This window comes from Streptomyces specialis, assembly GCF_001493375.1.
In the GTDB taxonomy this organism is placed as follows: domain Bacteria; phylum Actinomycetota; class Actinomycetes; order Streptomycetales; family Streptomycetaceae; genus Streptomyces; species Streptomyces specialis.
Genome location: NZ_LN929895.1, coordinates 299,883 through 314,982 on the forward strand (window position 1 = coordinate 299,883; position 15,100 = coordinate 314,982).

Consider the following 15,100-nt stretch of genomic DNA (forward strand, 5'->3'; position numbering starts at 1 on the left):
TCATGGCCATCCGGCCAGTGCCGAGGGCGCGTCCCCCCGCGCAGGCTGGTTCCATGAACGAGACCATGCGCGCCATCAGCCCCCGCACCTGGGGCGATCCCGATGTCCTCACCCTGATCGAGACCCCGCGGCCGGTCCCGGGACCGACCGAGATCCTGGTCCGCGTGCACGCCGCCGGGGTCAACCCGACCGACTGGAAGTCCCGGCGGTACGGCGGCCTCGGCCTGTGGAACGATCCGGTGATCCTCGGCTACGACGTCTCCGGCGTGGTCGAGGCGGTCGGCGTCGGCGTGACCCTGTTCCGGCCGGGCGACGAGGTGTTCGGCATGCCGCGCTTCCCTCACCAGGCGGGCGCCTACGCGGAGTTCGTCACCGGGCCCGCGCGCCACTTCGCCCCCAAGCCCGCCGCGCTCGACCATGTGCGCGCCGCCGCGCTGCCCCTCGCCGGGCTGACCGCCCTCCAGGCCCTGACCGAGGCCGCCGCTCTCCGGGCGGGACAGCGGGTCCTGATCCACGCGGCGGCCGGCGGCGTCGGCCACCTCGCGGTCCAGATCGCCGCGTCGCTGGGCGTCCATGTCACCGGTACCGCCTCGGCGGCCAAGCACCCGCTGCTGCGCGCGCTCGGCGCGGACGAGCTGATCGACTACCGGACCACCGACTTCACCACGGCTGTCCGGGACGTGGACGCGGTCCTCGACACGGTCGGCGGCGACTACGCGACCCGCTCGCTGCGTGTCCTGCGCCCCGGCGGCACCCTCGTCACGCTCACCTCACCGGACGACGTCCCGCCCGCCGGCCCGGGGAGCGCCGGGCTCAGGACCGGCTTCACCATCGTCGAACCGGACCACGCGGGTCTGCGGACCCTCACCGAGCTGGTGGCGTCCCGCCGTCTGCGCGTCGAGATCGACACCGTCCTGCCGCTGGAACAGGCGGCGAAGGCCCACGAGTTGAGCGAATCGGGCCGTGCCACCGGCAAGATCGTGCTCCGGGTCGCCGAGTAGCGCCGCCGTCCGCGCCGGTCAGCGCAGGGCGCGGTCGAAGAAGGCGGCCAGCTCGGTCCGTTGGGCGGCGAGCGCGCGGCCGGGCGGGGTGGTGCCGATGTTCCTGGTGACGGTCTCGCGGGGCAGGTCCAGGTGGCGGGCGAGCTGGGGGACGAGGGCCTCGGCGTCGGTGAACGAGGCGTGGGCGGTGCCGGTGAGGGTCACGGTCCGCCGCCACCCCGTGCTGGTGGCGCACAGGGAGTCCCAGGAGGGCACGGTGGACGGGGAGTTGCCGTCCTTGCCCAGCAACAGGAACGGCCGGTCCAGGCCGTTCGCGGCGACGGGCGCCAAGTGTCCGGCCTCGCCCGGCTCCTGGACGTAGGCCAGCACCCCGTCCAGGTTGGCGCCCGCGCGGACGCGGTCGTCCTCGTACATCGTCTGGAGCGCGGCGAAGCCGCCCGCCGAGTGACCGAACATCCCGGTGCGGCCGAAGTCCAGCGCGCCGCGCAGCTCCCCGGGCAGGGCACCGGGCAGCGCGTCCAGCACGAAACGGATGTCGGCGACCCGGGTGTCGAGGGTCTTCCTCAACAGCGCCCGCACCCGCTCCGGGTCCGGGTACGCGTTGGCGAACTCCCCCGGCAGAACGCTGTGTTCGACGCGGCCCCGCTCGCCTTCGCCCGGGAACTGCACGGCGGTGGCGTCGTAGGTGTGGTCGACGGTCACCACGGCGTGGCCGCGGGAGGCGAGGTCGTCGCAGAGGGTCGTGCCCATGGAGCGGGGGTCGGCGACCCCGGGCGAGTGGAGCACGACCGGGAACGGCCCGCCCGTCCGGCACACGGGCGCTCCCAGGTGGGCGTGGGTGGGCGTGGCCGCCCAGTCGACGGCGTCGCCCGGGATGTCCGCGAGGTTGTTGAGCGCGGCGAATCCGGACGCCTCGCCGGGCAGCATGTGCGGCGCGACCGGGAAGGCGGCGGCCTCGGCGGGCGGCACCGGGTAGCGGACGCCGACCATCAGCTCGCGGAACGGCTGGTCCGCGCGCCACGGGTCGGGGCGCGCGGTGTCCACGAGGCGGAACGCGACCGCCCCGACGCGGTACGGCCCGGTCGGCGCGGGCAGCCGCAGCGTCGGCCGCGTGGTGGCGGAGGCCGCGGCGGCGGGCGCGGCGGCCGTGGCGGCGGCGAGGGCGAGGCCGGGGAGCACGACGGCCCGGCGTGAGCGCATGACGGTGAATCCCCCGGGGCAGGTGGCGAGTTGGCTACTGCGAACGGTGTGGCGGGGCCAGCCTGTCAGACGGTCCGGTGCCGTTTCCATCCGGTGGACCCACCGGCCGGGCGGGGGATAACCCGACCCCGGCGGGACCCGGGCCGGCGGAATCGGCGTGCGGCGCGGGCGTGTTGTGCGGCAGGCTGGCGGGAATCATGGACGACGGACGAAGCACCCGGATATCGAAGTACCTCTCCCGGCACCTGCGGCACGACCCCGCGCGGATCGGGATCACCCTCGACCCGCGCGGCTGGACCGACATCGGCGAACTCCTCGCGGCGGCACGGCGGGACGGGTTCCCCATCAGCCGCGCCGAGCTGGACCACGTGGTGGCGCACAACGACAAGCGCCGCTACGCCATCGACCCCGGCGGCACCCGGATCCGCGCCAGTCAGGGCCACACGGTCGCCGTCGATCTGGGCCTGCCGCCCGCCGAGCCGCCCGCGTCGCTCTTCCACGGCACGGTCGCCCGGTTCCTCCCCGCGATCCGCGACGAGGGACTGCGGCCCATGGCCCGCCGGCATGTGCACCTCTCCGCCGACCGCGAGACGGCGGCCCGCGTCGGCGCCCGTCGCGGCCGGCCGGTGATCCTCACCGTGGACGCGGCCGGGATGCACACGGCGGGCCACGTGTTCCACGTCAGCGACAACGGCGTCTGGCTCACGGCCGCCGTCCCGCCCGCGTTCCTCCGCCTCCCCGCGCCATGACGGCGCCCGTACCGGTCAACCGGGCTGTGGACGGCCGGTGTTGACATCCACAGGGGAAACGCGTCCGCGCAGGTCACCGGCCGTGCACAGCCTGTGGATAACTCAGCGCCTGACGGGCCGGAGCAGCGGCTCCAGGGTCTGCGCGATGCCGTCGGCGTCGTTGCCCGCCGTGATCTCGTCGGCCATGGCCAGCACTTCGGGATGCGCCCCGGCCATCGCCACGCCGTGCGCGGCCCATGCCAGCATCGGGATGTCGTTGGGCATGTCGCCGAACGCGATCGTCTCCGCCGCCTTCACGCCCAACCGCCGGGCCGCCAGGGACAATCCCGTGGCCTTCGTCAGGCCCGGCGGCGTCATCTCCACCAAGTCCCGCCCCGACACCACTATCGTCACCCGCTCCCCGACCGACGCGCGGGCGGCGACGGCCAGTTCGTCCTCCGACAGGCCGGGGCACCGGAGGTAGAGCTTGATCAGCGGCTCCGCGAACAGCGGTTCACGGTCGATCGCGGCCGTCGCGAGCGGCGCGCGGTCGGCGCCGGCGAAGCCGCTGTGCACGACCGGGTCGAACCGGTCGTCCATCACGATCTTCCCGTCCAGCCCGTCCCGGTTGACGGCCACCGCGATCGGGCCGAGGTCGGCCTCCAGACGCTCCACCGCCCACCGCGCCACCGCGCGGTCCAGCGTCACCGACGTCAACAGGCGGTGCTCCCCGGCGTGGTAGAGCTGCGCCCCCTGGCCGCACACGGCCAGACCCCGGTACCCGAGGTCGTCCAGGATGTGCCGCGTCCCGGCCACCGCCCGGCCGGTGACCACCAGATGCTCCGCGCCCGCCGCCTGCGCGGCGACGAGCGCGTCACGCGTCCGCTGGGAGATGGTGTGGTCGCTGCGCAGCAGCGTCCCGTCGAGGTCGGTCGCCACCAGCCGGTACGGGAACCGCTGCGCGAACGACGCCTCGGGACTCACTTCGCCACCGGCTCCAGCACCTCGCGCCCGCCGAGCCAGGGCCGCAGCACCGCCGGGACCCGGACCGAGCCGTCGGCCCGCTGGTGGTTCTCCAGGAGGGCGACGATGGTGCGCGGGACCGCGCAGAGCGTGCCGTTGAGCGTGGCGAGCGGGCGGATGCCGGCGTCCTTGGTCCGCATCCGGATCGCCAGCCGACGGGCCTGGAACTCGGCGCAGTTGGACGTCGAGGTCAGCTCCCGGTACTTGCCCTGCGTCGGGATCCACGCCTCGCAGTCGAACTTCCTGGCGGCCGACGCCCCCAGGTCGCCACTGGCCACGTCGATGACCCGGAACGGCAGCTCCAGCGACGTCAGCCACTGCTTCTCCCACTCCAGCAGCCGCGCCAGCTCGGCCTCCGCGTCCTCCGGGGCGACGTAGGAGAACATCTCCACCTTGTCGAACTGGTGGACGCGGAAGATGCCCCGGGTGTCCTTGCCGTAGGAGCCGGCCTCGCGGCGGAAGCACGGTGAGAAGCCCGCGTACCGCAGGGGGAGTTGGTCCGCCTCCAGGATCTCGTCCATGTGGTAGGCGGCGAGCGGGACTTCGGAGGTGCCGACGAGGTAGAAGTCGTCCTTGTCCAGGTGGTACACGTCCTGCGCGGCCTGGCCGAGGAAGCCGGTGCCCTCCATGGCGCGCGGCTTGACCAGGGCGGGCGTGAGCATCGGAACGAACCCGGCCTCGGTCGCCTGCGCGATGGCCGCGTTGACCAGGGCCAGCTCCAGCAGGGCGCCGATGCCGGTCAGGTAGTAGAAGCGGGAGCCCGAGACCTTCGCGCCGCGTTCGGTGTCGATGGCGCCGAGGATGTGGCCGAGCTCCTGGTGGTCCCTGGGGGTGAAGCCCTCGGCCTCGAAGTCGCGGATCGTGCCGTGCGTCTCCCGGACGGTGAAGTCCTCTTCGCCGCCCACGGGAACGTCGGGGTGCACGATGTTGCCCAACTGGAGCAGCAGCCGCTGGGCCTCGGCCGCCGCCTCGTCGCGCTCGGCGTCGGCGGCCTTGACCTCGGCGGCCAGCTCGCCGGCGCGGGCCAGCAGGGCGGCCTTCTCGTCGCCCTGGGCGCGCGGGACGCGCTTGCCGAGCTGCTTCTGCTCGGCGCGCAGCTCGTCGAAGCGGGAACTGGACGACCGGCGCCGCTCGTCGGCGGAGATCAGCGCGTCGACGAGGCCGACGTCCTCTCCACGGGCGCGCTGGGAGGCGCGCACTCGGTCGGGGTCCTCACGGAGCAGGCGAAGGTCAATCACGGGCCCAGGCTACCGGGGTGGGTGCGAGGGGCTGAACCGGAAAAGCCAGGAGCGGCTTTTGGGGTGTTTTGCCGGAATGGCAGCCGTGGAGAAATCCACAGGTCAGCGCGGGGACGGCCCAAGTTATCCACAGGCTGGTGGGGGGTTGTGGATGACGCGGTGGACGGCCCGGGGGGCCGGCGGTGTGCGGCGGAGAATTCCCCACCCGAACCCCCTTCACACACGCCTGCGGAGGGAAATATGTCACGCGCAGGGGTTACTCCGGATGCGTGGGGTGACGAATCGTGATCCGCACACCTGTGGGTCGCTTCATAATCGAAAGGGCCACATGTCGATAATGTCCGGTTCGCCGTGTCGACTTGTACACAGGCACGGAGGGTGTCCTGTGGATAACTTTCCGGACACCCCGCGGCCCGCCGGACGCCACCCCCGCGACCGGCCCGGTTCAGCCCTTCCGCCCGCCCGGCCTGCCGTCCAGGCAGCGCGTCAGCCAGTCCGCCGCCCGCAGGAAATCGGCGTCCGTCGTCCCCGTCATCACCGTCGGCTCGACGCTGTCGTGGCGCGGATACGACCCCAGGTACCGCACATCGGCGCACAGCCGCTTCAGGCCCATCAGCGCCTCGCCGACCCGCCGCTCCGAGATGTGCCCCTCGCAGTCCACCGAGAAGCTGTACTGCCCGATGCCCCGGCCCGTGGGCCGTGACTCGATGCGGACCAGGTTCACGCCGCACGTCGCGTACTCCTGGAGCGCCTCCAGCAGCGCGCCCGGGTGGTCGGCCCGCAGCCACAGCACCACCGACGTCTTGTCCGCGCCGGTCGGCGCCGCCGGCCGGGCCGGGCGGCCGACCAGCACGAAGCGGGTGGTGGCGTTGTGCGCGTCGTGGATGTCGGTGACCAGCGGTTCGAGGTTGTAGGTCGAGGCCGCGAACTCCCCGGCGAACGCCGCGTCGTACCGCCCCTCCTGCACCAGCCGCGCGCCGTCCGCGTTCGACAGCGCCGACTCCCACTGCGCCTCCGGCAGGAAACGCTCCAGCCAGCCCCGCACCTGCGGCTGCGCCACGGGGTGACCGGTCACCGTCTTGATGTTCTCGATCACCGTGCCGGGCCGGACCAGCAGCGCGAACGCGATCGGCAGCAGCACCTCGCGGTAGATCATCAGCGGCTCGCCCGAGGCCAGCTCGTCCACGGTGGCGGAGACCCCGCCCTCCACCGAGTTCTCGATCGGGACCAGCGCGCCCGCCGCTTCCCCCGAGCGCACGGCGTCGAGCGCGGCGGGCACGGAGATCATGGGCACCAGCTCGCGCGTGGCGGCCTCGGGGAGGGTGCGGAGCGCGGCTTCGGTGAAGGTGCCTGCGGGGCCGAGGTAGGTATAACGGCTTGCGGCTGTCATGGCGCAACCGTAGCCCCGCCGGTCCGTTCCCTGCCCGCCGTCTCAGTCCCTGAACCTGGAGGGTGTCCGGACCGTCACGCTCCTTCGAGCAGGGCCTGCCCCACGTACTCCCCCTCCGCCGCGCCGCCCGGCACCGCGAACAGGCCGCTGGCCTCGTGCCGGATGAACGGCGACAGCGCGTCGCCCCGGTCCAGCTTCCGCTGCACGGGGACGAAGCCGCGCAACGGATCGGCCTGCCAGGCGACGAAGAGCAGCCCGGCGTCCGGTGCTCCGTCGTCCCGGAAGCCGTCGTGGAACGAGAACGAGCGGCGCAGCATCGCCGCGCCGCCGTTCGACTCGGGCGCGGTGACGCGGACATGGGCGTTGGCGGCGATGACGGGCGTGCCGTCGGCGTGGGTGGCGGCCAGATCGACGGGGGTGGTCTCGCTGTCGCCGGTCAGCGGCGCACCGTCGGCCTTGCGGCGCCCGATGACGCGTTCCTGCTCCTCGGCCGGGCGCTCCTCCCAGTCGTCCAGCAGCATGCGGATGCGGCGGAAGACGGCGTACGAGCCGCCCGCCATCCAGGCGGGGTCGCCGTCGGCGGGGACGAAGATCCGTTCCTCGAAGTCCTCGTCCTCGGGCCGGGGGTTGTTGGTGCCGTCGAGCTGGCCCATGAGGTTGCGGGTGGTCATCGGCCGGTCGGTGGCGCCGGGGCTGCGGTTGAACCCGGTCATCTGCCAGCGCAGCGCGGCGGTCTCGTCGGCGGCCCGGTGCAGGGCGCGCAGCGCGTGGAACGCCACCAGGGCGTCGTCGGCGCCGATCTGCACCCAGATGTCGCCGTGGGAGCGGCGCTCGTCGAGGGCGTCGCTGGAGAAGCGCGGCAGCGGGTCGAGCCCGGCGGGCCGGTGGTCGGTGAGGCCGGTGGCGTCGAAGAAGCTGTTGCCGAAGCCGAAGGTGACGGTGAGGGACGACGGGCCGGCGTCGCGGGCGACGGCGGTGTCGGTGCCGGTGGCGCGTCCGGCCATGAGGTCGGCGGCCAGCTCGGACCAGCGGCGCATCAGGGCGGCGGCCTCGCGGCGCCCGGAGGCGGGGGCGAGGTCGAACGTCACGAGGTGGCCGTGGGCCTGGAGCGGGGTGGTGATGCCCGGCTGGCGGGTCCCGTGGAAGGGGACGGCGGTGCTGCCGAGCGTGGACAGGGCCGGCTCGTCGTCGGCGGTCGCCGCCGAGTGGGCCAGGGCGCCGGTGGTGGTGCCGACGGCGAGTCCGGCCGCTCCCGCGCCGCCCGCGGTGGTGAGCAGGCGGCGGCGGGAGAGCGGGGTGGAACGTTCGGTCATGGTGCTCACTCGATGGGAAGCGTGATGGTCTCGGTCACCTGGTCGATGTCCGAGGTGCGGAGCGTCAGGGCCAGCTCCCAGGCGCCGGGGCGGGGGAACTGGAGCCCGGTGACGGTCCACTGGCCGGCCTCGGTCCGCAAGGGCTCGAAGCGCAGCGGGCCGATGTCCTCGTCGGGGAGGGTGACCGCGACGCGGACCTCCTCGGCGGCGGCCGGGCGGCCCTCGGCGTCGACGAGCTGGATCTGGAGGGTGTTGTCGCCGGTGCGGGCGGGGGAGACGTCGATCCAGGCGGTGCCCTGGCCCGCCTCGCCGCCGGTGTCGTAGGGCAGCTCGACGGAGACGGGCTCGGGCGCCTCGTAGCCCATGGACCTGGCGTCGTCGTCGGCCTCGGTGTGGGCGGGGGTGGTGGCGCTGAGCCAGGTGGCGACGGCGAGGACGACGGCGGCGATGGCGGCCTCGGTGAAGACGGAACGGCGCAGCGCGGCCCGTTCCGGATCGGCGTCGCGGGCCTTGCGGTCCCGGGCCCGCAGCACGGCGGCCCGCTGGCGGGCGAGCTGCGCGGCACGGCCGGGCCCGGCGTCCCCGTCCGCCTCGGCCTCCTCACGGGCCTCCTCACCGGCCTCCTCACCGGCATCGGGAACGGCGTCGGGCCCGGCCTCGGGCGCGGCCGTGTCCCCGAGGCGGGCGGTCCAGCGGCGGGAGGTCCAGGCGACCGCGAGCAGCGCGCCGACGAGGGCGACCTTGAGCAGCAGCAGCCGCCCGTACTGCGTCTCGGTGAGCGCCGACCAGGACCAGCCGACCTGCCGCCACGCCTGGTACAGGCCGGTGACCACCAGGACGGAGACGCTGGTGAGGGCGAGCGTGGAGAAACGGCGGACGGCCTCGCGCGGCACGGCGGGCCCGCCGCGGAGCAGGGCCAGCAGGGTGGCGAGCCCGCCGAGCCAGGCGCCGACGGCGAGCAGGTGGAGGATGTCCGCCGGGATGGCCACGGAGGTCTGCCGGCCGGTGGAGGCGTGCTCGGCCAGGGCCCAGGTGGCGGCCAGACCGGCGGCGAGGATGGCGCCGCCGAGCGCGAGACCGAAGGTGAGGTCGCGGACGCGGACGTCGTGCTCCTCGTCGCGGTCGTCGGGCGGGGCGGTGACGATGCGGGCGTAGCCGCCGTGCAGGAGCGCGATGAGCACCCCGGCGGCGGCGACCAGCAGGAGCCGGGTCACCAGGGCGGTCCCGGTCTTGGTGTCGATGACGTCCCGCAGACCGCCGAGGTCGAAGGCGTCGGCGAGGCGCCCGGTGGTGGTGTAGGGGGTGCGCAGGAGCAGCAGCGCGATGGTGGCGGCGGTGAGCGTGGTCCAGCCGGTGAGGGTGACGCGCTGGACGACGGGCACGGCGGCGGCCTCGCGGCGGCAGAGCAGGACGAACGCGCAGGCGCCGGTCAGCAGCACGAACCCGGCGTAGGCGGCGTAACGGGCGACGTCGTACAGGAGCCCGACGGTCCCCTCGCCCACGGCCTGGTCGGGGAGCTGCACGCTGGTGGCCGAGGGGGCGCCGATCGAGAACGTGAACGCGCCCGAGACCGGGTGGCTGTCGGCGGAGATCGCCTGCCACGCGACGGTGTACGTGCCGTCGCCCAGACCGGCCCGGAGGGTGACGCTGTGGGTGTTGCCGCCCTCGTCCGTCACGTCGCCGCTGTCGACGCGCTCGCCGGCGGGGTCCAGGACGCGGATGGCGTCGCCGGAGACGGCGACCTGTTCGGAGAAGCTGAGGGCGACGACTCCGGGCGCCGTGTCCACCACCTCCCCGTCCGCCGGGTTGCTGCCGATGAGCGAGGAGTGCGCGGCGGCGGGCGTGGCGCCCAGCAGCACGGCGACGAACGCCGTGACGACGGCGATCAGTAACGGCACGGCCGGTGAGCGGCGACGAGCGGGGGCGGTGGTGGTCATGGCTGGCGGGTCACTCCCCGGTGTGGGTGGCGGCTTCGACCGGCACGTTCAGGGTGATCGGGTCCGAGGTCGCGAAGTGCAGCTCGACGGACACGGTGTCGCCCTCGGCCGGCTGGTGCGTGAGGTCGAGGAACATCAGGTGGTTCCCGCCCCGGGACAGGTGCAGCGCGCCGCGGGCGGGGACGGGCAGCGAGTCCACCCGGCGCATGGCGTTGTCGACGGTCTCGTGGATCTCGACGCTGCCGGCGATGTCGCTGGTTGCGGCGACGAGGGCGTCGTCGGTGTCCCCGGCGTTCTCGACGGTGAGGAAGCCGCCGGCCATGTCGCCGGTGGCGGGCTCGGGGATGAAGGCGCCGGTGACGGTCAGTTCGGGACCGCCCCCGTCGCCGCCCCCGTCACCGTCGCCGTTTCCGCAGGCGGTGAGGGTCAGGGCGCACGCGAGGGCGGCGGCGGCCGTCGCGGCGCGGGCGCGCGTCGCGGCTGTCACGGCAGCTCTCCGGCGAGCAGCGCGGGCAGGTCCCGCTCGAACGTCTGGGCCGTGACGCCCTCGGTGTAGATGACGTGGGCCTTGTCGTCGGTGGGCAGGAAGGCGACGACCTGCGTGCCGTGGGTGGAGACGATCTCGCCGTTCTCGTCCTCGTAGGACGGCTCGATATGGACCCCGAGGGCGCGGGCCGCCTCCTGGACGGTGGCGAAGTCGCCGGTGAGACCGGTGAAGTCCGGGTCCTGGGCCTGGAGCCAGGCGCCGAGCGACTCGGGGGTGTCGCGTTCGGGGTCGGTGGTGACGAAGACGACCCGCAGGTCGGCGCGCTGCTCCTCGCTGAGGGTGGCGGCGGCGACGGCGATGTTGCTCATGGTGAGCGGGCAGATGTCGGGGCAGTGGGTGTAGCCGAAGTAGAGCAGGGTGGCGTGGCCGGCGGTCTCGGCGACGAAGTCGTACGGGTCGCCGTTGGTGTCGGTGAGGACGAGTTCCGGCTTGTCGAAGGGCTGGTCGAGGACGGTGCCCTCGTCCTCGCCACCGCCGCCGGAGACCTCGGCGGCCGAGCCGTCGTGGGCGTGGTCGCCGTCGCCGCCGTCGTCACCGCCGTCGCTTCCGCAGGCCGCGAGGGCCAGGGCGGTGACGGTGGCGACGAGGGCGGTGCTGATTCTGCGCAGGTGCATGATCGGGTGTCGATTTCTGTCGGTTGCTGTTCGTGGGGGGTGCGGGGCGGACCGCTGACGGGTGGTCCGCCCCGCTGGGGAACGACGGGGAACGACGGGGAACGAGGGTCAGGACCCCGTGGTGCGGCGGCGGCCCGCGAGGACGCCGAACGCGACCCCGGCCACGCCCACGGCGATGCCCATACCCGCCAGGACGCGGGCGGTGGTGTCGGTCGCGTCGTCGTCACCGGACTCGGCGGCGGCCGTGTCGTCGTCGCCGTTCCCGGTCTCGTCGTCCGCGGCGTCGGCGTCGGTGTCGGTGTCGGTGTCGTCGGCGTGGTCGTCGGCGTCCTCGTGCCCGCCGTCCGCGGCGTGGTCGTCGCCGTCACCGGCGGTCAGGGAGAGCACGGCCGCCGGGTGCTCGGGCTCGGGCTCGCCCTCGACGGGCTCCTCGATCCAGCGCACGACCTCGTCGTTGTCGTAGGTCTGGATGGCCTTGAACAGGAGCTGGTCCACGTCGTCCGGCAGCGGCCCGACCGAGATCGGGAACTGCTGGAACATCCCGGGCTCGATCTCGCCGCCCGTCCACCTGATGACGCTGGGCACCTCGGTGATCTCGCTGCCGTGGACGTCCAGCGGCTCGTCCAGCTCCGCCGTCTCGATCTCGATCTCCCATCCGGGCACCGGCTGCGGCTGCACGGAGGCCACCGGGTGCTCCAGGTCGAGGTGGACCTCCAGGCCGACGGTCGAAGCGTTGTCCCGCTCGTTGGGAACCCTGATGTTGATGGTGCTGTAACCGCCCTGCTCGGCCTGGTCGGGGTCCACCCCGACGTGCGCGGACGCGGCGGGAGCGGTGAACGCGAGGAACGCCCCGGCGGTCAGGGCGGTGGCGACGGAGCAGGCGACGACGCGCGTGCGGGTCATATGAGCACTCCACAGAGAGGTGTGGTGGACGAAAGGGATGTCGAACGCGCGGCGACGACACCCTCGTCCGTCTCCGTTCCGGCGAGCCGGGGAGCGGAGGTCCGGGGAGTGCGTCAGGCCGCGAGAGTCATACGGTGCGCCGCGCACGCGGGCGGACCGCGGCGGCTGACGGCGCTCGCCAGCACGGTCCCGCGCGCGGCGGGCAGCAACGCGCCGTCGGCGGCGCGCGGCAGACACGGCGCGGGCGCGTACCCGCGCGGGCCGCCGCCGGACACCACGCGCGCCAGGCGCAGCGCGCGCCGCAGCGGCGGCAGGTGGGTGGAGAGCCGCACGAGCCGCCACAGGGCGGCCTCGCCGCGCCGCAGCAGCCAGCCGGCGGCGATGGCGGCCAGCAGGTGGCCGAACAGCATCGGCCAGGAGGCGAGGGAGGCGATGGCGTCCCCGAGGCAGCCGACGTTCCCGGTGGCCGCGGCGGCGTTCGTGTGGCCGTGCCCGGCGTGCGGGTCGAGCCCGGCGGCCCGGAGCATGCCGATGGCCTGGGCCTCGCTGAGGTTCGCGGTCCCGTCGCTGCACAGCAGCCGGGCGGCGAGCCCGGCCGCCCCGGTGCCGCCGTTCGCCGCCCCGGTGCTGCCGAGGACGCCGAGCGTGCCGTGCTGGCCGAGGTGGTACAGGACGTGGAGGGCGAGCTGCGCGACGCCGAGGACGGCGGCGAGCGCGGGCGCGGAGCGGCGTTCGCGGCCGGCCAGCGGAAGCGCGACGGTGAACGCGGCGGCCCAGCCGGCGGCCATGATCCAGAGCGGAACCGCGAGGCCGGTCGCGGACAGATGCCCGGCGGCGGCCAGCGTGGCGCAGGCCGCGGCGAAGACCGCGGCTCGCAGCAGTCGCATATCAGCTCCGGCACGCATGGCGGCGTCATCATCTCACCGCACCATCGCTTGGCAAGGCACCGGGGCCCTGACCTCGTACGGAAGTGCGGATCATCACCCTTACCGGAGTGTGGCTATATCGACCTCTAGGCCCCGATACATCCGCCGAACGAGGGGTGTTCAGGGGGGCGAGCGCTTACGGTCCACCGAGGTAGGCAATACCTACAGATATGTCGAGCCGCGGCCAGGAGGCTGGAGCATGAGCATCTGGTGGTCTCTCCAACTGCGGCGCGAAGCGGCCAGCGTCCCGCTCGCGCGGCGGCTTCTGCTCGGCGCCATGGAGACCGCGGGGGTGGACGCCGACATCTCGCACGAGGTGTGTGTCGCGCTCTCCGAGGCGTGTTCGAACGCGGTGCAGCACGCCGGTGACCACACCGAGGTGTACCGGGTGACGGCGTCGATCCACGGGGACGTCTGCCGGATCGAGGTGACGGACGGCGGACCCGGCTTCCCGGCCGGGGCGACCATCCCGCTCGCCGGGCGGCGCGAGCCGCGGGAGCTGGCGACGGGCGGGCGGGGGCTGCGGCTGATCGAGGCGCTGGCGGACCGGGTCCGTTATGACAGCCAGCCGGGGACGGGCGGGGCGGTCGTGACGTTCGACAAGGTGCTGAGATGGCGCGAGGGCGCTCTGCTCAAGGCGTCCTGACCCGGCCTCGGCGCGTCCCCTGGCTCCGGCCGGCCGTCCGTTCCCGGGCCGGGTGAGCCGGATCACGGCGCGGTGCGCTTGTGACCGCGACCGCCTCCACAATTAACTAGCAATGCTAATTTGTGGGCGGTGGCCGGACCGACGCCGACCGGACAGAAGCGGAGCGACACGCATGCAGGCTCACGAGGGGCACTACATCGACGGCGCCTGGCGCCCGGCCGCCGGCTCCGGCGAGGTGATCGAGGTGGTGAACCCGGCCACCGAGGAGGTCATCGCCACCGTCCCCGCGGGCACCGCCGAGGACGTCGACGCGGCCGTCGCCGCCGCCCGCTCCGCCGCCGGCGCCTGGCGCGCGACCCCGCGCGACGAGCGGCTCGCCGCCCTGACCCGGCTGCGCGACGGAATCGCCTCCCACCAGGACGAGATCGCCGCCACCGTCGTGGCCGAGCTGGGCTCGCCCCTCCGGCTGGCCCAGGCCCTGCACAGCACGCTGCCGGTCGCGGTGGCCACGTCGGTCCTGGAGGTGCTGGCCGAGTTCCCCTTCGAGGAGAAGGTGGGGAACTCGACGGTGTACTACGAGCCGGCCGGCGTCGTCGGCGCGATCACCCCCTGGAACTACCCGCTGCACCAGATCGTCGCCAAGGTCCTGCCCGCGCTCGCCGCCGGCTGCCCGGTGGTCCTCAAGCCCGCCGAGAACACACCGCTGACCGCCCGGCTCTTCGCCTCGATCGTCCACGACGCGGGCCTGCCGGCCGGCACGTTCAACCTGGTCACCGGCCTCGGCACGGTCGCGGGCGCGGCGCTGGCCGAGCACGACGGCGTGGACGTCGTCTCGTTCACCGGCTCCACGGCCGTCGGCCGCCGCATCGGCGCCGCCGCGGGCCGGGGCATCAAGCGGGTCGCCCTGGAGCTCGGCGGCAAGTCGGCCAACGTCATCCTGCCCGGCGCCGACCTGACCCGGGCCGTGAAGGTCGGCGTCGGCAACGCCTTCCTCAACGCCGGGCAGACGTGCAGCGCCTGGACCCGGATGCTGGTCAGCGACGCCGACTACGACCAGGCCGTCGAGCTGGCCGCCAAGAGCGCCGAGGGCTACGTGCCGGGCGACCCCACCGACCGCTCCACCCGCCTCGGCCCGCTGGTCAGCGCCGTGCAGCGGGAGCGCGTACGCGCCTACATCGAGACCGGCGTGCGCGAGGGCGCGCGCCTGGTCGCCGGTGGCGCCGAGGCGCCGGAGGGCCTGGACAAGGGCTACTACGTGCGGCCCACGGTCTTCGCCGACGTCGAGCCCGGGATGACCATCGCCCGGGAGGAGATCTTCGGCCCTGTCCTGTCGATCCTGCGCTACCGGGACGCGGAGCACGCCCTGGAGATCGCCAACGGCACCGACTACGGTCTGTCCGGCGGCGTCTGGGCGGCGGACCCGGCCGAGGCCGCCGCGTTCGCCCGGCGGATGGAGGCCGGGCAGATCGACATCAACGGCGGCGCGTTCAACCCGGCGGCGCCGTTCGGCGGGTACAAGAACTCCGGGGTGGGGCGCGAGATGGGCCGGTTCGGGCTGGAGGAGTTCCTCCAGACGCAGTCCCTTCAGTTCTGACGCCTTCCCGCGCTGTGCCGCGTCTTCCGAGTCGTCCCGC

The 15,100-nt window shown here is 74.0% G+C and carries 14 protein-coding genes; 4 read left to right on the forward strand and 10 right to left on the reverse strand.

The features are described 5' to 3' along the window. The first annotated feature begins 53 nt into the window (after nucleotides 1–53). Nucleotides 54–1,001 carry an NADP-dependent oxidoreductase gene (locus tag BN2279_RS16135; protein ID WP_059010192.1) on the forward strand — a complete coding sequence of 316 codons (948 nt, stop codon included), beginning with the start codon at nucleotides 54–56 and terminating at the stop codon, nucleotides 999–1,001. A gap of 18 nt (nucleotides 1,002–1,019) precedes the next feature. Here BN2279_RS16135 and BN2279_RS16140 read toward each other — a convergent pair whose 3' ends face one another. Further along, nucleotides 1,020–2,201: an alpha/beta hydrolase family protein gene (locus tag BN2279_RS16140; RefSeq protein WP_059010193.1), complete on the reverse strand. Its 1,182-nt coding sequence runs from the start codon at nucleotides 2,199–2,201 to the stop codon at nucleotides 1,020–1,022. A 197-nt stretch (nucleotides 2,202–2,398) separates the two neighbouring features. Between BN2279_RS16140 and BN2279_RS16145 the strand changes: the two genes are divergently transcribed. Then, nucleotides 2,399–2,950: an RNA 2'-phosphotransferase gene (locus BN2279_RS16145; protein WP_059010194.1), complete on the forward strand. Its 552-nt coding sequence runs from the start codon at nucleotides 2,399–2,401 to the stop codon at nucleotides 2,948–2,950. Between the two features lie 102 nt (nucleotides 2,951–3,052). Here the strand turns inward: BN2279_RS16145 and BN2279_RS16150 are convergent, their stop codons facing one another. From BN2279_RS16150 to BN2279_RS16190, 9 genes are all read right to left on the reverse strand, one after another. Then, complete coding sequence (locus tag BN2279_RS16150) at nucleotides 3,053–3,913, reverse strand: Cof-type HAD-IIB family hydrolase (RefSeq protein WP_059010196.1); 861 nt, start codon at nucleotides 3,911–3,913, stop codon at nucleotides 3,053–3,055. Continuing rightward, nucleotides 3,910–5,190, reverse strand: coding sequence for a serine--tRNA ligase (gene serS, locus BN2279_RS16155; RefSeq protein WP_079032203.1), 1,281 nt, complete (start codon nucleotides 5,188–5,190; stop codon nucleotides 3,910–3,912). Before serS ends, BN2279_RS16150 begins: the two co-directional genes overlap by 4 nt. Nucleotides 5,191–5,635: 445 nt before the next feature. Beyond that, nucleotides 5,636–6,580: a prephenate dehydratase gene (gene pheA, locus BN2279_RS16160; RefSeq protein WP_059010199.1), complete on the reverse strand. Its 945-nt coding sequence runs from the start codon at nucleotides 6,578–6,580 to the stop codon at nucleotides 5,636–5,638. A 74-nt stretch (nucleotides 6,581–6,654) separates the two neighbouring features. Next, nucleotides 6,655–7,893 carry an iron uptake transporter deferrochelatase/peroxidase subunit gene (gene efeB / locus BN2279_RS16165; RefSeq protein ID WP_059010895.1) on the reverse strand — a complete coding sequence of 413 codons (1,239 nt, stop codon included), beginning with the start codon at nucleotides 7,891–7,893 and terminating at the stop codon, nucleotides 6,655–6,657. Between the two features lie 5 nt (nucleotides 7,894–7,898). Then, the gene (locus tag BN2279_RS16170; protein WP_059010201.1) at nucleotides 7,899–9,830 is read right to left on the reverse strand and encodes a copper resistance CopC/CopD family protein; all 1,932 of its coding nucleotides are present in this window, start codon (nucleotides 9,828–9,830) and stop codon (nucleotides 7,899–7,901) included. A gap of 10 nt (nucleotides 9,831–9,840) precedes the next feature. Next, the gene (locus BN2279_RS16175) at nucleotides 9,841–10,317 is read right to left on the reverse strand and encodes a copper chaperone PCu(A)C (protein ID WP_059010203.1); all 477 of its coding nucleotides are present in this window, start codon (nucleotides 10,315–10,317) and stop codon (nucleotides 9,841–9,843) included. Continuing rightward, the gene (locus tag BN2279_RS16180; protein WP_059010205.1) at nucleotides 10,314–10,991 is read right to left on the reverse strand and encodes an SCO family protein; all 678 of its coding nucleotides are present in this window, start codon (nucleotides 10,989–10,991) and stop codon (nucleotides 10,314–10,316) included. The genes BN2279_RS16175 and BN2279_RS16180 overlap by 4 nt, the downstream gene beginning before the upstream one ends. A 108-nt stretch (nucleotides 10,992–11,099) precedes the next feature. Continuing rightward, on the reverse strand, nucleotides 11,100–11,894 hold the full coding sequence (locus tag BN2279_RS16185) for a YcnI family copper-binding membrane protein (RefSeq protein ID WP_059010207.1): 795 nt from the start codon (nucleotides 11,892–11,894) through the stop codon (nucleotides 11,100–11,102). 113 nt (nucleotides 11,895–12,007) lie between these two features. Then, nucleotides 12,008–12,781: a hypothetical protein gene (locus tag BN2279_RS16190; protein ID WP_059010209.1), complete on the reverse strand. Its 774-nt coding sequence runs from the start codon at nucleotides 12,779–12,781 to the stop codon at nucleotides 12,008–12,010. Nucleotides 12,782–13,019: 238 nt separating this feature from the next. Between BN2279_RS16190 and BN2279_RS16195 the strand changes: the two genes are divergently transcribed. Further along, nucleotides 13,020–13,466 carry an ATP-binding protein gene (locus BN2279_RS16195; protein WP_059010211.1) on the forward strand — a complete coding sequence of 149 codons (447 nt, stop codon included), beginning with the start codon at nucleotides 13,020–13,022 and terminating at the stop codon, nucleotides 13,464–13,466. A gap of 172 nt (nucleotides 13,467–13,638) precedes the next feature. Then, nucleotides 13,639–15,060, forward strand: a complete 1,422-nt coding sequence (locus tag BN2279_RS16200) for an aldehyde dehydrogenase family protein (protein WP_059010213.1) — start codon at nucleotides 13,639–13,641, stop codon at nucleotides 15,058–15,060. Nucleotides 15,061–15,100: the final 40 nt, after the last annotated feature.